9 protein-coding genes are annotated in these 25742 nt (G+C 38.6%); 1 reads left to right on the forward strand and 8 read right to left on the reverse strand.

What is annotated here, in order from left to right; translation table 11 throughout:
• Positions 1-30: 30 nt before the first annotated feature.
• Positions 31-1683 carry an NAD(+) synthase gene (gene nadE / locus EDD61_RS04480; protein WP_132224241.1) on the reverse strand — a complete coding sequence of 551 codons (1653 nt, stop codon included), beginning with the start codon at positions 1681-1683 and terminating at the stop codon, positions 31-33.
• A 116-nt stretch (positions 1684-1799) separates the two neighbouring features.
• Between nadE and EDD61_RS04485 the strand changes: the two genes are divergently transcribed.
• Positions 1800-2528: a TrmH family RNA methyltransferase gene (locus tag EDD61_RS04485; protein WP_119983241.1), complete on the forward strand. Its 729-nt coding sequence runs from the start codon at positions 1800-1802 to the stop codon at positions 2526-2528.
• Positions 2529-2610: 82 nt separating this feature from the next.
• On the opposite strand, the gene EDD61_RS13920 is transcribed toward EDD61_RS04485, so the two are convergent.
• The 7 genes from EDD61_RS13920 to EDD61_RS04530 all read right to left on the reverse strand — a co-directional run bounded on the left by EDD61_RS13920 (position 2611) and on the right by EDD61_RS04530 (position 25229).
• Complete coding sequence (locus EDD61_RS13920; RefSeq protein ID WP_207900968.1) at positions 2611-9540, reverse strand: alpha-N-acetylglucosaminidase TIM-barrel domain-containing protein; 6930 nt, start codon at positions 9538-9540, stop codon at positions 2611-2613.
• Positions 9541-9766: 226 nt separating this feature from the next.
• The gene (locus EDD61_RS04495; RefSeq protein WP_132224245.1) at positions 9767-10204 is read right to left on the reverse strand and encodes a hypothetical protein; all 438 of its coding nucleotides are present in this window, start codon (positions 10202-10204) and stop codon (positions 9767-9769) included.
• A 28-nt stretch (positions 10205-10232) separates the two neighbouring features.
• Positions 10233-12332 (reverse strand): MSCRAMM family protein, encoded by a 2100-nt coding sequence (locus tag EDD61_RS04500; protein WP_132224247.1) that lies wholly within the window; start codon positions 12330-12332, stop codon positions 10233-10235.
• Complete coding sequence (locus EDD61_RS04510; RefSeq protein WP_207900969.1) at positions 12329-21964, reverse strand: leucine-rich repeat domain-containing protein; 9636 nt, start codon at positions 21962-21964, stop codon at positions 12329-12331. Before EDD61_RS04510 ends, EDD61_RS04500 begins: the two co-directional genes overlap by 4 nt.
• Positions 21954-22790: a pilin N-terminal domain-containing protein gene (locus EDD61_RS04520; protein ID WP_132224249.1), complete on the reverse strand. Its 837-nt coding sequence runs from the start codon at positions 22788-22790 to the stop codon at positions 21954-21956. The genes EDD61_RS04510 and EDD61_RS04520 overlap by 11 nt, the downstream gene beginning before the upstream one ends.
• A gap of 10 nt (positions 22791-22800) precedes the next feature.
• Positions 22801-23652, reverse strand: a complete 852-nt coding sequence (locus EDD61_RS04525) for a class C sortase (RefSeq protein WP_132224251.1) — start codon at positions 23650-23652, stop codon at positions 22801-22803.
• Positions 23653-23654: 2 nt separating this feature from the next.
• The gene (locus EDD61_RS04530; protein ID WP_132224253.1) at positions 23655-25229 is read right to left on the reverse strand and encodes a SpaH/EbpB family LPXTG-anchored major pilin; all 1575 of its coding nucleotides are present in this window, start codon (positions 25227-25229) and stop codon (positions 23655-23657) included.
• Between the last annotated feature and the right edge of the window lie 513 nt (positions 25230-25742).

Below are 25742 nucleotides of genomic sequence, written 5' to 3' on the forward strand. Positions count from 1 at the left end.
TTTGTGAAGAAATCTTAAATTTTTGAAAGATTAGCCACCATATTTCTGTTTAAATGCAGCAAGCAAGCTTTGATCTTTATGCATTTGTGACAGCTTACGATTGGTAAAATTATCATGATGGACACAAATAGCCGGAGGCAATTGCAATCCTTTAAAGGCATTGCGCTCTTTCGTAGTTAAGAACCATTCTAGATCCTTAATAAACGCTTTCGGATCGTCTAGCCCATAATAACAGACCCATCGCCAAACTTCCTCATCCAGCGTCTTATCCTCATAGCGTTTTAAGTATTGTGATACACTCATATCTTTTCCTAAATGTTCCACCAGATAATCATGATAGAACCATTTCATAGGATCTAATTGATCTTCCTTTAATTCTGCACTAGGGGGCATTTCCCAAGTGATAGCATCTCCTCGCACATCAGGTAATAGCGCATGTGGCACAACTTCTTTCGCGAATACGTCATTTAATTCTTTTGATAATGCAAACAACTGTACCTTGGTAAGGTCTCCAATCAAAGACAATGCACCGATGCTATCACCATATAAAGTACAATATCCTAACGCTACTTCTACCTTATTGGCATTATTTACAACAACGCCTCCTAACATACCAGCAAAGCTATTTAATAAATAACCTCTTGCTCTGGCCTGCAAATTTTCTTTTACCAAGATAGGATATTGTTTCACATCGTAACCATATTCCTGCAATAAAGTTGTTTCTGTCGCTTCAACAAGTGCTTCTATGGCCCCTTCGCGATAAGCGATCCCTAAAGCTTGTGCTTCTTGTCGGGCATTTGATTTCGTAATATCGCGATTATGGCGAGTAGCCAGATTATAACCATAAACACGTTGTTTGCCTAAAGCATAAACAAGCAATGCTGCTGTGACACTGGAATCCAAGCCACCGCTCATTCCAACGATCCAAGGAAGCTTTCCTGCAAAAACCTGTACATCAAATTGTTGAATACCCATGGTTAATGCCGCTAACAAAGAGCGTGGTTTTTCTTTATCTTCTTTCTGCGATGCAAGATCAACCAAGGCATAATCTTCTTGAAAATAAGGCGCCTGATAAAGACATTTTCCATTATGAAGCACACAGCTTCCACCTTCCATCAGCATGACGCTGTGATCCATATTTTGCATCCCACAGGCATTGACGTAAATGACATTTCCATGGGGATGATATGCCTTCTGCATATCATAAGGGCGTGCATCCAGATTGATATTCATATCCGCAAGTTGAATCTCATCACCAAAATTCAACGCAAATACCATATCCTCTTTATATTCTATCGCACTATTTATCGGATTTTCTTCAAAATATAAGGCATCCTGCATATAAGGCAAAAGCTCATTTTGTTTCACGCGCATATGCGTCTTTTTCTGATAAGCAAAAAAAGCCGCATTAAATCGCCGGCGATTACGATAACGGATATTCCCCCAAACAATCGCAATATCCTCACTTTCACGAATCAATTCATCATTAAAACTGTCCGCATACCGACAAAAATCCTCATCTAACCAGACATCGCCTAACAAATAACCGCTGACAGCATTTTGAGGAAATACAATCAAATCAGCTCCATCTTCCTTTGCTCGCTTGATCTGCTGTTTCATATATTGCACATTTTCAGCGCATTGTCCTGCTTTTACATTCATCGTCACAAGTGCTGCTTTCATAGTCATCCTCCTGTTCATACTGGTATTAGTGTACCATTTTTGACGCATGAAGAAAAGAAAAGTCCTTGTAATTTGAAAGAATTATATTATAATGGTTAAAAGAAATGAGGAAGTTTATGGAAACCTGTATTGTCGAAGGAAATATCAGTGTAAAAGCAGTTTTATTAGGAAAGAAACGCAAGGTTCATAAGATTTTGGTTGATGCCAAAAAGAAGGATAAGGATACTGCTTTTATTTTGCATAAAGCAAAAGAAGCTCAAGTGGATATCGCCTATGTGAAACGAGAAGAGATTGATGCTCTTGCTACAGGAAAGACACATGGAGGCATCATCGCCTATTGTGGGCAACGCAAGTATCAAAATTTAGAAGAGCTTGTTAATAAAAAGCAGGTATTTCTGGCATTGATAGAAGGAGTAGAAGATCCCTTTAATTTTGGCTATGTTTTACGAACCTTATATGCCGCAGGCTGTGATGGTGTTCTTGTACCTTTGCGTAATTGGACAACGGCAGCCGATGTCGTTACCAGAGCAAGTGCTGGAGCAAGTGAATATATGAATATTATTATCGCAGATGATATGGAAGATACCTTAACCTATCTTCATCAAAAAGATATCACGCTTCTTTGTGCGCAGCGCAAAGATGCAATCTCGCTTTATTCCTACACCTTTCCTGAACGCATCTGTCTTGCTATTGGGGGCGAAATGCGTGGCTTAAGTAAAGCTGTTATGACGCACAGTGATCAAAATCTCTATATACCTTATCGCAGTGATTTTCGCAATGCCATGACGGCAGCGGCCTCTACCGCCATTTTTGCCTTCGAAGTCGTACGTCAAAAAGAAAACTAATTAACCATTTATAGCGAATAGAATGAAAAAGCCAGAGGCGCTCTTTATCAGAATGCCCGCTGGCTTTTCTTATCGCATACAACTATACGCGCTTTTTTCTTTTCAATAAGGTAATAATAGCTCCACCAGCAATGATCAGCAAGCCTGCAAATACACCTGTTGCACTGGTATCCCCTGTAGGAACATCAACCGTATCCTTTGTTCCCTCAGTTTTGTCTTTATCACTTACATTTGTATCTTTATCACCTATAGTTGTATCTTTATCTTTTAATCGTATAGCTTTTTGTCTTTCTTCTTTTAGCAATCGTAATGCTTCATCCAGTTCCTGCTGATTCTTAGCAGTTTTTTTCACATCTTTTGCATGTTGGAAAGCATCTTTAAGTTTTGCAACCGAAGAAGGCTCATATCGATCAATATGGTTAAGCATATCTTCGACAATGGTAATTTCACGATCTAATTTCGTTGTATCCAGCCTTACTTCCAGCTTTTTGATGGCCGTTACCAAGGTGTTATGCATTGCTTTTATATCTTCAAGCGTTGCTTTTTCGTCCTTATAAATTTCCTTGGCCTGTTTTAAAGATGTTTGTAGCGCCTGAACACTCTTAGATGTCATTTGCTTAATATCTTCACCCTTTAACAATACATCCGCATATTGTATCATTTCCAGCAGCTGTTTCTTTGCCGCTTGAAGTGTCAGATCCTTTAACGCTTGAATGGCTGTAGATAAAGATAACACAACTTCTTTGGTTTCCTCATCACTCATATTAGATGGATCTTTTAATAAACTTTCTGCCAATGTTAAAGCCGTTTGCACGTCCTTAAATTCATCTTTTGTATAGATATCTTTTAATTTCGTACCTTCTTCAACAAGTGTTTCTAATATCTCTACACTTTCCTTGCTTGCTCTAACGACGAGTGCATTTTTCGCACTTTGTAATTCAAGTTCTGCTTTGCTTACTTCATCTGCACTTGGATTTGTTTTTTCCAATACCGCTTTAGCATCTTGCAATTTCTTGCTAAGTGCTTCATAGCTTTGCACCGTATAAAGATCAGCTGTTACCTTTTCCACTTCTTTAATAAGTGTTTGTAGTGCCGTTGTATCAGGCGTCACTGGCTCTTGTGGTTTTAATCCTTTTACTGCATTCACAAGAGTTGTATGAGTCGTCTTAATTTGTTCAAGTGATGCTTTTTCGTTTGCTATTACTTCCTTCGCCTGTTTCAGCGCCGTTTGTAATGCCTGTACGCTTTCTGCAGTCATTTGTTCAATAGTATCTGCTTTTAACAGTGTATCTGCATACGTAATCATTTCGGTAAGCTGCTCTTTCGCTTCTTGTAGGGTAAGCTTATGCAATGCATCGATAGCTGTAGATAAAGATAGCACGACTTCTTTTGTAGTTACTTCCGCCATATTTGATGGATCTGTCAATAAACCTTGTGCCAAATCTAACGCTGTCTGCACATCCTTAAAGGCTTCCTCAGTATAAGCATCTTTCATTTTCTTGCCATCTTCAACAAGTCGCTTTAATACAGCTACACTTTCCTTGCTAGCTCTTACAACTAACGCTTTCTGGGCATTTTGTAATGCAAGCTCTGCCTTTTTCACTTCTTCAGCACTTGGGTTTGTTTTTTCTAGTACTGCTTTTGCTACTTGTAACTTTTCAGCAACCACTTTATAGCTGTTTGCTGTATAGTCTGTTTCTGCAAGCTGTTCTACTGCCGCAATTAATGTTCTTAAAGCACTCGTATCAGTTTTAATTGGTTCCAAACCTTTTATAGCCTTTGTTAAAGTGGTTTGTGCTTCCTTGATATGTGCAAGAGTTGCTTCTTGATCTTCATATACTTCATTGGCTTTTGTCAAAGCTGCCTGTAACGCTTTTACACTCTCTGCCGTCATCTGTGCAATAGTTTCATCCTCAAGCAACGCGCGTGCCTGCTGGATTGTTTCTGATAATTGCTTTTTCGCTTCTTGCAAAGTCACGTTTTTAAGTGTTTCAATAGCTGAAGATAACATAGAAATACTTTCTTTCGCATCTTCTTCACTCATATTAGCAAGATCTTTTAACAAGCTTTCGGCTGCATCCATAGCCGCTTGTACATCCTTAAAGGCATCTTCAGAATAGGCGTCTTTCATGCCTATTGCCTCTTTTACAAGACTTTCTAACTTAGTTACACTTTCAACACTTGCCTTTTCCACCAAAGCATCCTTAGCACTCTGCAATGCAAAGGCCACTTTCTTAACATCCTCTTCACTTATCTCATCTTTTTTTAACAATGCTTCTGCTACTTCTAGCTGTTTAGTCACTATCTGATAGCTTTGTGCTGTGTAGTCATCTTTTTTCAATGCTTTTACTTCAGCAATCAAAGCTTCCAGCGCTGTAGTATCCACCTTTACGATGGCACTACCCATGATCTGTAATTCTCCAACATTATAAGAACTACGTTTTTGATCATCGGCTTCACGTTGAATATTCGTTGTCACCATCTTAATAAATTTTGCTTTTACCTGTTGTAAAGCATAAGAATCCTCTGCTTTATTAGGTTTATTCTGCGATGTTTTTTCGCCGACTTTCACCCATTCATTACCATCAACGCTGGTATACAATTCATAATTGTGCCATAAATTACCACGGGAAGCACTGAATTGCACATTCAAATCACTAATATTGTAAACATCATCCAATTCAATGATAACCCATCCCGGCATGATTGGATCATCCTGATATGGTTTTCCTGTTGGACTCAGGCGTCCGGAATTCCAACCAGTCTCTATTTCACCATCTACGATATGTTGAGAATTACCAGAAGGATCATTCATTGCCGTTACTTTTTTCACTTTGGTTAATCCAAGATTGATCAAATCACTTAAATTTAAATTCAAGATGTTATCATATAATGCCCAATACACGGTATTCACATTATCCAGATTTTCATCATTCTTAATTGCTTCTTTTGCAGCCTGCAATGCCTTTGTAAAGCTTTCCACATACATAGCATCACTCTTGGTAAGATCAATCGTATCCGCATAGGCAACAAGTCTTTGCAGTTGTTCCATAGTAGCCAGCACCTGTTCTCCATACACTCTGATTTCCTTGTAGGTAATCGTATGTGTATCCTTACTATTTTCCGCAATCGCCGTCACCTTCACAAAACGGCCGATTGCATCACTGACTTCAATAACATTTCCCTTTTCGGCGATATCTGCTGCCGCCACTTCCCCTACTTTTTTCCATGCTTGCTGATCAACACTTGTATAAATTTCGTATTTATCAAAGGTACAAGCGTCTGCGACTACTTGAATTTGTGATAATTGGAATTCACCAACCAGATCAATACTTGTTTCTACTGCCGCTTTTCCATCTTCATTCTGGAATGTCACCGTATTGCTCTCATCCCCATCCGTGACATTTTTTAAAGCGCCCTCTAATTTCTTGGTATCTGTTTTCACAACCCGATGAAGTGCTTTATTTCCAGCATTTGGATCCATTTCACCGGATAACATGCAGTTATCCAACACTTCCTGAATAACAACCTGCATTTCTTCCGGACTGTCTTTGGCAACTCTGGTATACGTTTGATCACCTAATACCCATTTCCAATATACTTCAAAGTTAGCGGCAAACGTAATCGGTGAGCCATTTTCTAAATTAGCTTCCACTTGATCTAAATAATCAATCCAGTTTTGTTTATATAAATCAATAAACATGCCCTGATAATTACGCCATGCATAATCCTTTAATCCACCGGCGCTGCTTCGAGATGCCCAAGAAGTAATCAATGCTTTCGCATTCATTTCAAACGCATCTTTCGCAAAATCATCATAATCAGCAGCTCGATCTTGTGCTTTCCCAATCCACTCTCCAGCAAGCTGATCAACCTGTGTTTCCTGAATATCGTTTAAAACATCAAAAGACTTCAAAAATTTTGCTTTCTCTTCTTTAAACTTTTCAATGTTTTTATCCTCACGCGCATCAATAACATTGTTATACGTCAAGGTTGAATAATTACTTACCATCTGACGCATAATTTCTGTCAGATCATAACGATAACATTCACTATCTTTAAACTTATCATAATCTTCAATTAATAAACGGAATGCCGTTTCCAATTTATCAGCACCATATGAGATATTTTGTTTCCCATAATCTTGTGGTGACTTTCCTTTCATACCATAAACTTGTGCAGTAAAACGCACTCCATGATTATAATTGGCATTCTTCATGATTTTCCAAGCTTCTTTGGCATTATCGCTCGTTCCCCCATAACGCCTTTCAATATACTTGTTTAACCATTGATCTAAGCTGAAATCATCATCAACCCATGCCAAATCAAAAATCAAATCATATAAAACGGGATTATCATACTGCGCTTCTGAAATAATACCCAAACCAGCCATATGTGTTCGTTCTTTTTTCGCCGTTTGAATATCATTGACCATTGTTTGCATCTCGCCGTTCATGGTTGGATTGCCTCCAAAACCACCGAGTAATCCCCATGCCCAACTAGTACCTTTAAATTCTGATTTATTGTACTTCGTCCATGATTTTATAGGATATTTAATCAAATCAACAATCAAGACATGATTTTCTCGATATTCTCCCATACCATTTAACAAACCATCGGTTGGATTGCTCTGCCAAGCCTGTACGACCCATACAGCATCTTTATCATAATCTAATAAAGAATTCAAAACTTCTCTTGCCACTGTCTCATCACTCAAGCCTTCTGGACGTGTACCACCTTCATGATAAGGATCAACGGCATAATAATCTGAGGTTGCCCCATATATATATTCTTGTGCTTCATAGAATAATTTAGCATATTCATCATAATATGGTGAATCTGTAGGTATCATGCTTGGTCTTGCTAAGCCGCCCCAGCTTTTTTGCGCCGTTAAAGGCACATTTGGTTGGAATTCACTAAAGTTTGTTGGAACCATACCGGCATATCCCTGTAATACCGTATTCATTCCTAAAGAATTTTTCCAACGCTGTGTCGTTCTTGCCAATTCTACACGATCTACAACATATTGATCTGGAATCGGTCCACCAAAGGTTTCAATATTTTGCATAAACTGCCATGCATAGTAAGAAGGACCTACTAACCAATCTTTTGCATCATCAAAAGAATATCCAAAATTCATTAAAAATTTAATCCAAGTAGCTTCTTGTCCTGCAACATCTAATACGACATTAACTCCATTTAGCGCTAACCAATCGTTTTCTCTTTGCCACTCTTCTTCGCCAAAGAATGCAAATGTATAACTGAGAGTACAATAGTTATAAGCATAGCGAACCTTATATGGTGTTTCTTTTCGAACAGTGCCTTCCACTTTGACGATTTCTTTAGGCATGTTCACCTGCATTGTCTGTTCCGAAATCTGAACCTTCAAATAGTTTTTAAAATAATAATTCAAACCATACGTAATAGAGGTTCCGACATTCCCTTTGATATGTATTTTGCCATCTAAATTACTCAATTCGAAATAATCCATCTTTGCATCTGCAGTCGGATCTAATTCAAAGGTAAACCAATCACGATATTCGGCACCAATCGTACGATCGATAATACCATAAATATTGTCATACGTTTCCTGTTTTGTAATTAAAGCTGCATAAGCAGTATCTTCAAATGCCTGAATACCTAAGATATCTTCAAACGTTCCCTTACGTAATTCTTCTTCATTCGTATTGGTCTTAGTCCCATAAGCTCTGACTTCAGAAACATATGCCGCATTTTCGCCTTTTGTATATTCCATATAAACACGAATGATACGATAAGATTGCGGCTGGTCGAAATGAATTTTATCTCCTTGTGCAAGGGCTGGCTGCTGTTCTCTTGTCTGGTAAAGTTTATCGTAATTTTTACCATCATTGCTTCCATAAATCGTATAATTTACTATTTTTCCTGTTGGAACAAATAATTTAAGATCTGTTAACTTATAAACATCCATTAAATCAATGTCCACATAAGATGGATAGAATGTACCCTTCCAATACGTATTCACATCTCCATCCGTTACTTTATATACTTCTTGCTTTGCCAAATTGCTTCTAGTAGGCTTTTGATATGCGATATTATCCGCATCGTTAGGATCTAATACACTTACAAGATTTTTATACGCATTTTCTAATTCCTTATAAACAACTTTGATTTCATCGTTTGTTGGATTTTGAGCAGCCAATACTTTATTGGCATTGACAAGCTTTTCTTTTAACACACTGTATGTATCTTTTGTATAATCACTTTCTTTTAATGCTGTGCATTGTTCAACCAAAGTAGTAAGCATCTCTTTTGTATATTCATCAAAAGAGCCAATTAATTTTGGTCTGAACTCAGCAGGTGCTGTTTCTTTGGCATGTACTTGTATTGACATGCCGCAATCTGTATCGCCGGTACCAAAAATAGTGATTTCTTCCACACCATTATGGATTAATTCTAAGACCTGATCAGTCACATCAAAAGACATTGTTCTTTCATCTTCTGTTTTAGCCTCAAAATTTTCATCCTTAGCAATTTTGAAACGGAATAATTCCTTTTCAGCATTACGTTTCATAAATGACGGTTTTGTATTCCACGTCAACGTTTTCTCATCCCAATTTGTGTCTGAGGAATAGTAATAAATATATGTCTGATCCCCATTTTTATAACCAGGATTTCGAATCATGTGAAATTCAAATACAAATTTATTAAATTTTTTTTCTTCTAAATCTTTTTCTGTTGGAAGTTTTACCTTCATTGCACTGATGATTTCATCTGTTGGCGCATATTTGGTACTAATAGACTTGTAACCTTTCCCAACATATTGCGAACCATGCGCACTGGTAATTTCTTCATAATCATAATTTGTATTTGGACTTTTGCTTCGGATATAAGCATCTTGTGTAACTGGATATTCAAATGCATTATCCGCTGTTTCATCCGCATGCACTTTGACAATACTAATATTAAAATTCGCAATCATCATGCACGCAATGATCATGAGTGAAAAAATACTTCTACTGATTTTTTTCATACGTTTCTCCTTCTCTTTAGAATTACGATCATCTGTTTTTTTATACAGAAATCGTATTTCCATATTCTATTCCTTTCCATTTTCATTATATTTTTTATAAATGGTAAAATATTATGATATAGGAGAAATATTTAAGATTCTTTCGTTTTTACTAGAGGATACATGAAAAAAACCCACATGGGGTTTCTTTCATATTACAACATTTTACACGTACATCCTTATTGCCTTAATCATAATAAAAGACAAGACCATAATCTTCTTTTATTGCAGCTTGTATACCTTCCAGCAATGCTCGTTTCATCGCATCCAAATAATATAGATAATCATTGCGATAAACATGACGATCCTCATTCCGCAGCTTTTCTAATACCTCTTCCATTTCGATCTTTGTTAATCGCTTACGCAATTCGATCAAGGTCTTCGTATCCTCTATACATAAATAATAACCCTGTTTCTTCTGATCATGTACCTTTTTACTTATATATCTTCTTGGATGATCTTGCGTTATGATCTTCCATATGCTTTGGAAATCGTGTTCTTTCATTTGGATCTGACCATGTACCTCAGAGAATAACTTTAAGCATAGTTGCTGCTCTGCTATCCCTGTCTTCTGTTGGCATATCTCCTGCATCTTTGATATCTCGATCACATACATCTTTATCATGCTTTTATGCCCTCTTTATACTTTCTGATCAATGCTCCATCTTCACTTTCTTCCGCAATGCCACAAGAGCTCCTATACTTCCTATCATCGCGATTCCTATCAGTACATAGATTCCTGCTCCTCCGGTGATCGGTATCCAAAAATGCTTATCATTGTATACCACCATATGCAGCTCGTCATTCTCTCCTACCTTCTTCGTCTCAATCTGGATCTGCTCATTCCCTTCGCTTTGGCCATACTCCTTCTCGTTTATCTTCACCATCAGCTTCCCTGTTCCTTCTTCTCTTGTGATCTCGATCTTGATGACCCCTTCCATGAGTAGATAGCCTTTTGGTGATTGTGTCTCTTTCAGATAGTAGGTTCCTGCTCGCACATTTTCAATCATGCACTTCTCTTCCGTTTCGCTCTCATAGCTTGCGATCGCATTCGTCAGTTCTTTATCCCTATACAATGTGAACTTCGCTCCTGCTATTCCTTCCTTTTCGCGATTTGCCTTCTTCAGATATAGATCGATCGCTTTCGGTGTATACTCATTCGTATATAAGAATTGGATGTTCTTTTCTAATACTTCTTCCTGGGCCTCTGTCTTGATGGTGTATTCCACATTCGTCTGTTTCTCTTCTACCTTATACGTTTCTTTTTGTTTCAGCTCCCTAAATAGTGCGGTCTGATTTCCTTTTATCTGAAATTCACCTGCTTCATTCGTCTTATAGGTGCTTTCAGAATCACCGAGCGCTATGACATAGTTCGCATTCTTGACAGCTTCGTATACGTCTCCGTTCTTTCTGCTCAACACAAAGGTGAACTTGATATCATCCATCGGTATCTCATCCGTCTTATTCTCGATCAGCTTCGTTACCGATAAGATTCCTTCTTCCTTCATCTTTTCATTGACGAACGGCAATATCTCTACATTATCGCCTACGACCTTGTTCTCATAGCCTTCATTGCTTACCGGTGTCTTTTGGATATAGCCTGGTTTTACTATTTCCTGTACATCATACAGGATCCCCGGTGCTATCCCTAAGAACATGGCAGTCTCATTCGCTTTCAAGGTGAAATGTCCATTCTCATCGGTTGTATAGGTTACATTATCTACACGTTTTCCACTCACACTATCATACAGTACATACTTTGCATTGCTCCATGCCTTCTTCATATGATCCATCAACAAGAACGTAAACGTTTCTTCCGATGTGCTCTTATCGCTCATTGTCTTATTGACCCCAAAGGAAGCGATCGCATTCGTATATTGTACTGCTGTTACCGGTGCCTGTGTCGCTCCGCTTTGTTTTACATCTCCCAATACTCGCCAACCTTCTGCGTTTTCCTCAACGACCTCATAGTCCACATCTGCCTTGACTTCCTTAAAGACAGCACTCTGTCCGCCTTTTAAGGTAAACCTGCCGTTTTCATCGGTTCTTGCTTCTTTCACTTCTTCGCCAGTATTGCTATCCTTGATCGTATATGCCTCATCCGCATATGCTTTCCCTTCCAGCTTCAAGGTAAAGTGAAAGCTATCTTCTCCATCATATACATAACCTTGTGGAAAGGAGATATGCTTTGTTACGATCAGATCCGTTGTCTTCTGCTCAACATATGGCATATACAGATTCACAAATTCAACTCTGGCACCATCTGGTTTGATCGTACCGATGGCAGAGGTCCCCGCTGCCGGAGAAACCTGTTGAAAGTTTTCTTGCGGCAGCTCCAAGATCTCATAGGATACCCCATTGCCGACATACTCAAATTTTGCAGTATAGCCACCATATAAGGTAAAGTTTCCATTACGATCGGTCATGAAAGGTATCTTATTGGTTGTTTCTGAAGATATCGTACCATCCTGATGATTGTATACCTCATCACCGTTTTCATTAAACACACGGTATTGTTCCTTATTGGCAAGCTTTTCATTTAGCTTCAATACGAATTTGAAAGCTACATCCTTTGGTACCTCATAGCGATCATCAGCACTTTCCACATGCTTGGTGATAAAGAGGTCAGGAGTCTTATTCTCTTCATTGGTAAAGGTCACTCTCGTTGTTTCCTCTGCCTGTATAGCTTGCGTACCTGCGACCATACAGAAAGCAGCAAGCAATAGTACGCTGATTCGTTTTATATATTTCATAATATCATGCCCCTTCTCTGTGATGGTTGCCATTCGATAGTAGCATCATAAGCTCCCCAAGGAGAACCTAAGATTTCTCCTTCAAATTTACCTTGAATGATGATTTTTTCAAGATTGTCACACCTTAAGAATGCATAATTTCCTATGCTTGTTACTGAGTCTGGGATTATTAAATCTCCTGTGAATCCACTACACCAAGAGAATGCAGAATCACCTATGCTTGTTACTGTGTTTGGAATTATTAAATCACCCGTGAATCCGCTACAATCATAGAATGCCTTATTTCCTATGCTTGTTACGGAATTTCCAATTGTCAATGAGCCTGTGAAGCCGCTACAATCAGAGAATGCAGATTCTCCTATCCTTGTTACGGAATTTGGTATTACTAAATCTCCTGTTAATCCTTTACATTCATAAAAGGTAGAATTCCCTATTTCATTTACTGTTTCAGGGATATCAATTGTCGTTAAGGATGTACAATTATAAAATGCACCCTCACTAGCATAATACATTGGCGAATAATCGCATTTTATACTTATTAACTTATTTGGTAATTTAACGAATTCTAATGAAGTACAATTAGAAAATGTACCACTTTCAATTGTTTTTACTTCATCAGATATTGACACATTTATTAATCCTTTGCATCCTTTAAATGCTGATGCGCCTATACTTATAACAGAGTTTGGAATTGTTAATGCGCCTGTAAAACCTTCACAATAACGGAATGCAGAACTTCCTATGCTTGTTACTGAATTTGGGATTATTAATGAGCCTGTGAAACCTTCACAATAAAGGAATGCAGAACTTCCTATGCTTGTTACAGAATCTGGAATTGTCAATGAGCCTGTGAAGCCTTTACAATAAGAGAATGCATCATCTCCTATGCTTGTTACTGAATTTGGAATTACTAATGAACCTGTGAAGCCTTCACAATAAGAGAATGCCTCACCACCTATGCTTGTTACTGAATTTGGAATTACTAATGAATCTGTGAAGCCGTTACATCTTTTAAATGCAGATTCTCCTATGCTTGTTACGGAATTTCCAATTGTCAATGATCCTGTGAATCCACTACAATCAGAGAATGCAGAATCTCCTATATTTGTTACCGAGTCTGGAATAATTAATGAGCCTGTGAAACCTTTACAATTATAGAAAGCAAAATTTCCTATGCTTATTACTGAATCTGGAATAGACAAATCTCCTTTAAAACCCTTACAATTATAAAATGCTGAATTCCCTATATTTTTTACGTTATTGCCAATTGTCAAAGTTTCGTCAAATCCCATACAATTATAAAATGCATATACACCAATATATGTCACCGTATTAGGTATAATAAGCTTTCCTTTCAATTTACTACAACCATAAAATGCAAAATTTCCTATTTCTTCAACTGTATTAGGTATATTAACAGTTGCTAAGGAAGTGCAATTATAAAACGCTCCTTCATCTGCATTATCTTTATTAGTGTTATAATAACCTTCAATTTTAGTTAATTCATCTGACAATCTTAAAGATTCTAACGAAGTACAGCCAGAGAAAGTCCCATAATTAATAACTTTAACACTTTGAGAAATTTCCACTTTCTTTAAACCACTGCATTTTTTAAAAGCATAATTACCTATACTAGTTACAGAATCAGAAATAATTAAATCACCTGTTAATCCTTTACATCCATAGAATGTGTATCTTCCTATACTTGTCACTGAATTTGGAATATTCAAATTACCTGATAATCCTTCACATTGATAAAATGCTTCATCACCAATGCTTGTTACTGTACTAGGAATAGCAAGATTATTTACCAAACCACTACAATTGTAAAATGAACAATTTCCGATTTCATTTAACTTAGAAGGTAATTGAATCTCTTTTAAAGATATACAATTATAAAACGCTCCATCTTTATAATAGGTTCCAACAGTATTCATTGGTCCTTTAATAGATGTTATTGTTTCAGGAATATTAACCTTTGTGATAGAACTACAATTGCTAAACGTACCCATTAATATAACATCTAAACTATTTGGAATAGTAACCTCACCCGTTATATTAACACAATCTGAAAATGCATTCGGTCCTAGACTATTTATGTTAGAACTTATACTTAACGTACCATCAAAACCTTTACATTTGGAAAACGCATGAGTTCCAACGCTTTTTACTGAATCGGGAACAATTAAATCACCCGAAAAACTAGAGCATCCTTGAAAAGCATATTCTCCAATGTATGTTACAGAATTTGGTATGACTAAAGCACCGGTCAAATTACTACATTCACGAAAAGCACTCCCTCCTATTATTATGACGGAATCAGGAATGACCAATTCCCCGCTTAATCCTGTACAATTTGAAAATGCCTGACTACCAATAGAGGTTATAGTATTTGGTATCTTAACACTAGTTATATCTGTGTTATATTGATAAGCTGCAAATCCTATTTTTGTTATAAAATATGGATAATTATTCTTAATTATGATTTCCGGTATTTCTACATTCCCTTTATTTAATACTATAGGTTTTCCTGTAATTGCATCTACAACACCATTATCGACCATGCTAGATGTTAGTTCAATCGTTCCAGCTATGTTTAAAGCCTTATTTTTTTCTATTACTTCACCCGTTTTCTTGTCTGTATATGTGAATTTCAAATTAAAGACAGTTCCACTATTAGGTATAATTGTTTGATCTATTTCATATTCATCATTCGATAGTTGCTTTGTCATTTCATCAGAATAGATAGCTGTTACTTCAAAATCATCTTTATCTATTTCACTTCCTTGCATAAAATATTTTTTATTAGTATTAATAGATAAATTAGAAAGGATGATTGGTGCCCTTCCTTGGATGATCATAGCATTATCAGATAATTTTTTGGTATTCTCGTCATTTCCAGATATACCCGTTAATATATATGGGGTATCCTGTTTCTCATTCACTAGCCAGATCGTTCCATCTGCTATTTCTAGGCGTGTAAATTGATTTCCTTTCAGCTTGATCTCACCTGTGATGCCTGTATTGCCTTTCCCGATCTCTTCATTGCTCTTGCTATCATAGATCCCATAATCTATATTGGTTCCTATCCGCGTTTCCAAGATTTCATCTATTGATTCGATCGTTTCTATCTTTGATTGCATCACTTGTTTCAATGTAAACGTAAAGTCTTGATTGCTTTCTACATCTAGCTCTTTCGCTATCTCTATCGTTGTCGTTCGATTGCTATTGACGAATGTATTCGCATCTTTGATATCTAAACTGCCATTATAGCTTTCTGCTAGTCCGATATAGCCTGATAACATTCCCCATTCTTTATCGCTTTCTTCTATCAGTTCTCTGATACGATACGTCCCTTCTTCTACCTTGCTTGGATTGATCTTTACATCCTCATCCGTAAAGTAGACGATCGGATATCCTTGTTCTGTCTTTTCAACGACGATCTTTCCATCTTTTTCTGTGACCTGTGACTGCTTATCGATCCATCCGCTATCATCTCCAACAATATAACGTACTTGTTCTGCTGGATTCCATACCTTTCCATCATAGCGTTCTACCTGATATACCAATCTTGCTCCTGTTGCTACTTCATTCGATCCTAGATGCATCTTCTTCTGGATCGATGATTCCTGGTTTCTTCCAACGACCTCATTCTTTATGATCGCTAATGGACGATCTCCTACCGTACCACTAATCGCTTCATCATTCTTTGGATCTTGTTGCGAGATTTCTATGAAATTACTGCCTTTCTTATAGAGCTTATGCTGATCCTTCTTATCTTCACTTAAACGATATCGTACATCCTTATCCAACGTATCTACAATGACTTGTTGCCAAGATTCCAGTTGTATAGTATCCCGACCATACCAATATTTACTGCTTATCTTTCCGGTCAAGGTATTTATGACCTTAAAAGTACTACTAGATGATGGAAAAGTTTCCCACTTACCAGACGCATTTATCCTTTCCAGCTTTAATGTTACCTTCTCATTGGCACGTGCTGTTGCGTTTGTCTTAAGTTCCTCTACGTATGCAGCTCCTGCTCCATTGTCTTCTTCTCCTGCTACATATTCCTTGCCGATTATTAAAGTGTTATCCGTTCCATTGATGATGGTTACTTTTGATCCTCCTTTTTCAATTATACCCTCTGCCGCTTTTCCTTCTGTTGGATAGATCTGTGGATATTGGGTGTCTTCTTCCTGCAGTTCCTGTACAGTATACTTCGTACCTGCTCTTCCGATTCCTTCAAAGACTGCGGTCTGATTGTTCCTGATCGTGAATTTTCCTTCAGCATCGGTTTTTGATATTTCCAAGATATTTCCATTCTGCATGAGCGTATAGTCTTGATCTTTATATAGTTCTCCATTAACCTTGATCTGCATCGTAAATTCTGTTTCATTGATCTCTGTGATCTTATCCGCACTCATTCCTGTTGAATCATAGGTTACTATCTTGGATACGCTTAATGGGCGTAACAGATAATCATTCACGATCACTGCATCGCTTTTTAATGCATACAGTGGTATGGTTCCTTCTGCTGTTCCTGTGATCGGTTCATAATCATCGCTTTCATCTTCATCGATCTCTATGATCTTAAACTTCGTTCCTGCTTCAAAACCTTTGATCTTTACGGTCTTTCCTGCTATTACAGCGCTAAATCGACCTTCGCCATCGGTTCTTCCCTTTGTTTCACTTTCTGTTCCATCCTCATTCAGGATGACCCATTCTGCATCCACGAATGGTTCTCCATTGCTCTCTACTTGAAAGGTGAAGGCCTGCTCACATTTGTCCGCTTCTTGATGTTTCAACTCTTTTGTCAGATATACATCTTTCCATTTATAGTAGTTGGTAATTCTCGCCGTGTTTCCTTTGTTTACCATTATTCCATTGACTGTTGTATCATCACTAAACCAGTCATCACCTGTTTGCATTTCTTCGATCTCATAGCTTGTTCCTTCTCCTCCTGGGAACAAGGCGATGATATCGTTCTTATGGATGTTGAATTCACCGTTCACATTCGTACTTCCTATTCCTAGTTTCTTAGGAACGCCTCCATCTAATCGCACGCTGTCTACTAGCCAGTATTCTGCATTTGCTAAGGCTTTCCCTTCTGCGCTTGCCTTGAAGGTGAAAGTGTCCTTGCTTACATCCATATCCTTTCTATATCCTTCTAATTTCTTTTGAATATATAACACCGGGCGATATGTATTCTTATATGTCCTTATCTGGATCTCATCCTGTTCCTTTATTTCTGTTTCTACTTTCCAGAATGGATTTTCTTCTTCCTCTACCGTTAACTGATTCTTATCCTTCACCTGGAAGACTGCTTTCTCTTCCGCATGCAGATAGAAGCTTCCGTCTGCTTCCGTCGCATAGACGCGATTCGTTCCCTGACGTTCCCAAGTTCCATCTATCTTCTTGAATAGCTGATATTCTTGTGTGGCATAGCTAGATCCATTATAGCTTGCGATAAAACGGAACTCTTCTCCTTTCCTGCTTTCTGGTACCTTTCCTTTATATTCCTTTACGATCTCTACGGTTTCCGGATCATGCTGTGTCACCTGTACCGAGTTCCCTATTACCGTTTGCTTGATCTTCGTCTCTTCTGTTTCTGAATAGAATCCTGTATTGTTATAGGCATAAGATGCTGGTCGGTCTCCCTTGGCCGTATTGCTATGTTCTGCATCTTCTCTTGACTCGTCTTCCTCTGGTGATACCATATGGATCTGGAAGCTTATTGATCCCATCTCCTTTATCGCAAATCCTTCCTTCCTCAGATCTACCGCTACCGCCTTTACCTCTTTCAGCTCTTTCTTCCAGCTGCTTGCCTCGATCCAACCATTCTCTTCCGTCAATACGCTGCTTGGATCTTCTGCTTCTTTCGTTATCCTTGCATCCCTTTTTTCATTATAATAGATGACCGGCTTTGCTCCCGCTTTCTCCAACGCTGTCGTTATCACTCCATCAAAGCTTCCATACCACCAGTTTTCTTCAAAATCTTCCTTATGTTCCTTGCTTGACAGATGGTTCGGTGCATCCTCCAACAGATCATATACGACGATGTTCTTTAGCGTTCCCTTCGCATTCTTTACCGTGATCTCATAGGTATAGCCTTCTTTGGGCTCTACGATTGCACTCTTCGTATAGATGCCAAATCGATCATCATCTGCTCGTACATCCTTCACGATCTCACTGCTCGATGCTATCGCCATATCATCATAGATCGATGTGCTTGCATACAGGACGGTCTTTTCTTCAGTATTTCCATCATTATCAATATCACTTCCAAAGATCTGATATTCTTCCTTCATCCCGCTTGGATACGCTTGCCCATTATCCTTCATGACCTCGTTGTCCTGCCCTAATAATGCCGTATCATCCTTCTGTGCAGGCATGAAGGCTGAGATGTTCGTTGCGGCATTGCAGATATCGATATCCTTCCAGTCATAATAGGCTCCAAAGCTGATCCCCCAGCCTTCCATCCACAGCTGATCGCTTCCATAGCTGGTCAGGACCGTTGGATCTTCTCCTTCATAGTGTACATGGAATCTTAACATCGTCCTTCCGCTGTTCTTATAGTTCGTGATGATATCTTCTTTTGAGTCGAGCGTTACCCTTACCTGTCCGCTGTCCCAGGTCTTCTCTTGTCTTACGGCTCCTTGATCTGTGCTCTTGACCCTTCCTGCCTTGATATCTACGCTAGGATCATATTTTACCCCATATGGCAATAGGTCATAGAAGACGACTTCCTTTCTTCCCGGTTGCTGTGCCTTTCCTTCCTTCAGCTTTTCGACGACCTCTCTTCCATATACCTCATAGCCATCATATGCCATGATGTTATACTTCAGATTGACCCTTCCATTTACCGGATCGTTCCAATTCGTTCCATACTTATATGATCTTGCATGCTTGTCTGCTGAGTACAATTGAGCATATGCATTATCACGGATCAATAGGTTTCCATCATATAGTGCTTCCGTCAGTTCCTTTAGTCCCGGCTCTGCATAGTTCGTCGTTCCGCTTGTGGTATCCGTTACAACATATTCTGTTTCTCCATCCTGCAGCTTTTCTGTCATGACACCTGCGATGTTTTCCAAGGTCAGGTTCTGACCTTCCTCTTCTTCCTTGATGAGAGCATTGAAGATCGGTGAATCATGCCTGATCGTTACCTTCACATCGATCGTACAGGTCGAATGATAGTTTACAGATTCATGTTCTACCTTTACCCTCCATGGCCTTCTTGCTAGCTGTTCCTTGCTAAAGGTATAGCTCATGCTTCCGCTATCCTTCCATGCAACTTCTTCTACTTTTTCCCAACCTTTCTCATCTGCATGTTCGCTTGGTATTTCATACATCGCATAAACGATCATGCTTCCTGATTCTTCCGGTGCTGCGGTTTCATCTTCCCATGGATCATAGCCGGTATCTTTCTGCTGGATGGTTACCTGATTATAGTAATAGTCTTTACTGTCAAGGATCTTATGGCTCGTTGATGTCCCGGTATTTGGATAGACATAGATGAAATCATCCACCGTCGTCATCTTATAGGCAGCCCCTTCGATCCTTTCTCCCAGCTTATTTTCTTCATTCGTGACATGATGTGTCATCTTATAGCCTCTGGTCAGACTGTTTACATGGAATGGTATATTCCCCATATCCTGTCCATTTTTACGATTTGCCTTGAAGACCTCTACCCATCCTCGATAGGTATCTCCTCCTGTCTTATTGACTCCTACTGCATCATTTGGATATTTCCATTCATAATCCACATACTTCCAATTTGCTGTGCTTTGCTTTGTTTGCACACTATCCCTTAGATCTGCCGGTTCTGCGATCACATCTACATTATTTACAAATTCTCCGCTTGGTTCTGCCCCATCCTTTGGATATGCCGTAACAGCGATGATGGAAGTTGAACTTGACTTAGCTCTTTTTCCCTTATAGATCTCATGATATCCCTTATATTTGCTACTGGAAGAAAGCTGATAATCAGAATCATATCCTACCAGCTCACCATCCGTTCCCGGTGTTTCCTTCAGATAAAGGTTCCATGGCTGTGTGGCACTCATATCGATATTTATTTTCCATGCCACAAAATAATAATCATCAAAATTATCCAGATACTTTTGATCGACCTTAGCTACCGTCTTTTGCAGCTGTTTCTTCGTATAGATTCCCGGATAATAGCTCTTTCCTGTCGTATAAGGGCTTTTCTTTACGTTCGTAAGATTGATCTGTGTATCGATCGTTCCTTTTAACGGTGTGGTTTCTTTTACTTCGGATCCTTCCCCCTTCTTTACCGTGATCCTCGGTGTCAAACTCCAGCTTGTTCCATCCTCGATCTGCATGATCTCGATGTTCTTATAGAGCACCTGAAAGGCTACATTGGACCCAGCAACAATATCCTTGTAATTAAAGAAAACTAATTCATTGGTATTTTCATCTAGATAATAATTAAATGGTGTGATCTTACTTGCTACCGGGTTCTCCTTGCTTCCTTCCGGAATGGCTATGCTGTTTGGCATGATCTTTTTTCCATCACGATCGATCAATAAAGCTGCCGGTATCCGGATCTCTACATCATTCGCCGCAAGATCTCGATTATTATGAAACTCCATCTGATATTTCAGATTGAAGTCATTCTTTTTTTCTATTTGATAGCTATCACTTTGTCCTACATAATACGCATGAAAGGTCCAATCCTCTACATCCAGCACTTCATTCAGGGCCTTGATCAGATCGCTATCTGCTCCATAAGCTGCACCTACTTGGGTTGCTGCCAGCTTATGCAATTGGGGAATGCTCTTGCTTGTTTCTTCTTGCTTTGTGGTTTCTTCCTTTGCTGTTTCTGTTTGTTTTTTCACTACTTCTTGTTTGCTTGTTTCTTTATTTTCTGTTTCAACTTTTATTTCCTTACTTGCTTCAGTTTTTGATCCATTCTTCGTTTCTTCTGGTTCTTTCGCCTCTTTATATAAGGCTGCTTCCAGTTCTTTTCCTTCTTGGATCTCAACTTCTTCTTGATACAGGATCGTCTTATTTTCTTTCTCAGTTCTCTTTATGTCTGTCTTTTTGTTAAGCTCTTTTTCTTTATCGGTTGCTTTTGTTATATCCTTCTTCTCTTGGATGATCGTATAATCCTTCAGATCCTTCTCGCTATCCATGCTCTCATATTCGATGCGATAGCTTCCTGTTTCTACATCCTTAAGACACACTTCTCCCTTGATGTTGGTGATTGCCTGATAGCTTGCCTCTTTTTCCGCTGTCCCTTCCTGCATCTTATACAAGCGTACTTCGATATCGGATACACCTTTTTCTTCCTTATCTTTCTTTTCATTCTTATTGGCATCCAGATAGATCGTTGTTTTGACTTCTACCGTCTGAACAGCTTCCTTAGCCTTTGGTGTTTCTGTTTCTTCTTTTGGCTCCTCTTTCGTTTCTTCAGGCGGTGTGCTTCCTAAGAGTGCCTGCTGCGTTGGGGCATAGCTTATGCTAGATGGTTGTCTTGGTTTATCTGTCTGCTCACTAATTTCTTCCCCTTTTACTTCTTCTTTGGCAAACAACGAGGAATTCGTATTCATGAACAGCATGGATGCTGCTAATAGAAAAGCAGTGAATCTTTTTTTATTTTTCATCACCTAATTCACTCCCTCTCCTATGCTTATTATAGATGATATACATACCAAAACCGGATAACATGATCAACAAGACATACAGACCTCTTCTTGTCGTATCTCCTGTTTTCGTTTCCTCTGTTTCTTTCTCTGGTTCTTCTGGTTTTGATGGTTCCTTTTGTGGTGTCTCTGGTTTATTGGGTTCTTTCTGCGGTTCATTGGTTTCCGGTACGTTAGGTTCCTTATCGGGTTGATCCGGTTCTACCGGTTTTTCTGGTTCAACAGGTTTTTCTGGTTCTTCGACATCCGGAACCTCAGGATCATCTGGATCCACTGGAGGAACTGGTTTTATAGGTTCTTCATTGGGTGATGCTTTGGGTTCTATCTGCAGCATATAGGTAGGTCCTTGAATAGCATTGTTTACTTCCTCATACATTGGCAGCGTCACGATAAAAGGATCGATCCTTCCATAGGCTTCCATATGAGAGGGTACAAGTAGATAGATGCCATTTTTGACATTCTCAAAAGACAGACAGCCATTCTTATCGGTCGTCTTCTTTTCAATGAGCTCTTTCCCTTCTTTTGCGGTAAGCTTTTTGGCGATCTTCTGCAATCCTTGGGCATCGCTTGGCAGGCTCATGTCATACTTGGCATCCAGTTCCGCCTTTCCATCATCGCTCATCTTTCCTACCTGATATAGCGTAAAGACCACTCCTGCTTTCTCATCCCAATCGCCAGGCAGATCTTTCAATTGGATGTTTATCCTTCCGCTGTTTGCCTGTATCGGTGTAAGCATGATTGCTAAGACCATTACCACACTCATCAGCAGCTGCAATTTCTTTTTCATATGCCCTTCCTCATTCTACTTTCTCTTTCACTTTCGGTTTTCTATTATATTGATATAATAAGATTCCCAATACACTTAACAAGACGATATTCACTGGTACCCACCACCAATCATAATACCAAGGCAGTCCAATGCTATTGTCTGTTTTCATTTCTTCTTTATATTCTGTTCTTTCTCCTGTTACATACAAACGATGTGAATTCACTCCATATGGTGTACATGTAATTAATGTTACCAGGTCTTTTCCTTTTTGAATGTGTAAGGCTTTAATGTCACTTGGTAAGACTATCTGTATATTATTCACTTTATAGGCCATTTTTCTTCCCAGGACCGTAATCAGAAAAATATCTCCTTCTTTTAATTCATCTAAGCTTGTAAACATCTTTTTGTTTGGCAATCCACGATGTGCTGAAAGACATGCATGTGTCGAGATCCCACCAATCGGTAAGGAAGTGCCTTCCAAATGTCCTGCCCCTTTTTGCAAAACTTCTTCTGATGTTCCATGATAAATAGGTAAAGAGACATGTAGTTTAGGAATATCAACAACCCCCATCACTCCATTATTGGCAACATTTAAAAGCTGTGTATACTTTTTCTCCATGCTATGATCTTGGGCAAAAGCATCTATAATTGAGATACCACTACCATTACTTAGTTCTTCATTATACTGTTTCGCTTCTTTGAAAAATTGTTCTTTTCTGTTTTCATCCAGCTTTGCGCTTGTATCATCATATTCAATAATGACTCCATCATAGTTTCGTTGATTAATTAATCGTGACACAAAGGGATAATCCATGATACCTAAAAAGAACAAAAATACGAAAACGAAACAGACTGATACCATCCGCTTCGTCATCTTCATACTTATGCCTGTTTCCTGCTCTTCTTCAGCATTACGATACTTATGCCTAAGATTCCTATGCCACCGATTGCTAAGAATATCGTGATTCCCATTCCTCCTGTGGATGGCAACGTAAATCCTTTATGGTTCTCTACTGCTATATTGGCTGTTCCTGCTTCCTCATCGATATAGCTGCTATATTCTCCTGTTGTCGCATTTACTTCCTGATCGTTTACCTTCACTGTAAATCTTCCATTTGCTTTCTTCGTCGTTTCATCTTTTTCTGCTATGATCTCTACCTTGATTGCTTCTGCCAATAAGGTATATCCTGTAGGGGATGCCGTTTCCTTTAGATAATAGGTCCCTTCATCCAATTTGCTGAAGGCTATCTCACCATCTGCATTTGTGCTCTTTTCTTCCCCGATCTGTGTTTTGCCATCTTTCTCTAATAAGACGAATTTAGCACCTTCCAAAACTTGTGGTGTTCCTTCTTTCGTAAATTTCTTTACATTGATTCCAAAGCTATATACATAAGCTGTTTCTTTTTCACTTGTTGTGGTGGCATTTGGCTTATGATTATATACGATCACTGCCGCATTTTCATTTCCAGCATTTCCCTGTATGGCCTTCTCTGTTACTTTCGCATAATAGGTTACTGCTACCTTTTCTCCTTTATGCGCCTTTAGGAAGGCCTTTGTGAACACGATCTTAAGATCTGCTGTCTCTCCACTTACATTTGCTGCTGTTATGGCATAGGTCGTATCGGATGCTTCTATGACAGCATCATTCACCTTTACCGTAATTGCATGATCGCTATCATTTTGTATTGCTAAGCCATCATCCATCGTATCCTGAATTTCGAAAACGACTTTATTCTCACCTTCAAAATAGTCATCGGTATAGCTTGGCATCAGCGTCGTTATCTGATATTGTACAAAATCTCCAATTGCTACTGAACCATCACTTTCTGCTGTGAGTTCCTTATGGATCGTCACTTTCTCATTTTTAGGTGTCGCAGTTACATCATAGACCCATTTTGTTCCTGCTGCATTCTCATCCGTATAGTTATCACTGGAAGGCACGGCAATCAAAAATGGCTTTCCTGCTACATATCCATCCGGTGCAGAAGTCTCTACTACCAAATAATATCCCAGGTCAAGATTTGCAAAGGTAACCGTACCAGATGCAGGGGTTGTCATGCTTGCAGTAGCTTTTACATCTGCGGTATTGGCTGTTGCCGTCAAGGTCGTAATAAGTTTCTCCATTTCTGTAGCGGAATATGTCCCTAGTTCATCCGCCTTGATTCCTTGTAATGCTTGCGCAAAATCCGTGGTTGGTTCATATTTGGCAGAAGCATCTGCCGTTGAAGGAGTGAAGCTCATAACCTTATAGATGGCAAAGGTTGCCCCTGCTAGAGGCTGCTTATCCTTTGTCTGTTTGTTGACCGTGATACTTCCGGTTCTGTTTTCAATCATATTCATATCGAAAACCGCTACATTTTCAAACGCTCTTAAAGAGATGCCGGATGCGATTTCTCCTCCCAGCATAGAAACAGTCGCAACTGTTGCGACCAATACCTTCATACTTTTCCTTTTCATGTTTTCCTCCTGATCATTATTCTCTGTTATTAAAACTATTTGATGTGATATGCCCTTATGTCATAAACACCTATATGATAAAAGCCCATGTATGGGTTTTATCATGAAGTACAAATACAACCTTGTAAATATTGCTAATAAAACAGCGATAATCACATTTTATAACCTCGCATTTTATTCATAAATACCTTTCACTATCAGGATACAAATATTTATGTAGATATATAGGTTAGTTTTATTATGATTAAAATACATTATTTAATTCCTACTTACAGAATATAGAAAAAGATAACCAGTGTCAATAAATTGACAATATATTCTAAAAAATAGAGCAATATAAATAAAAAAGTACTTTTTCACTAACCATAAAAAAGAAAACGCGAATAAAATTCCGGTAAATCACCGATAAAATATAACAATTCTTTGGTTATCTTTTTTTCGCAATTAAAAAAAGCCGACCCGTATACAGATGGCTTCTTTCCTTGCTTCTAAACGCTTTTTAATTTTCTTATT

It is taken from the genome of Longicatena caecimuris (assembly GCF_004341945.1).
In the GTDB taxonomy this organism is placed as follows: domain Bacteria; phylum Bacillota_I; class Bacilli_A; order Erysipelotrichales; family Erysipelotrichaceae; genus Longicatena; species Longicatena caecimuris.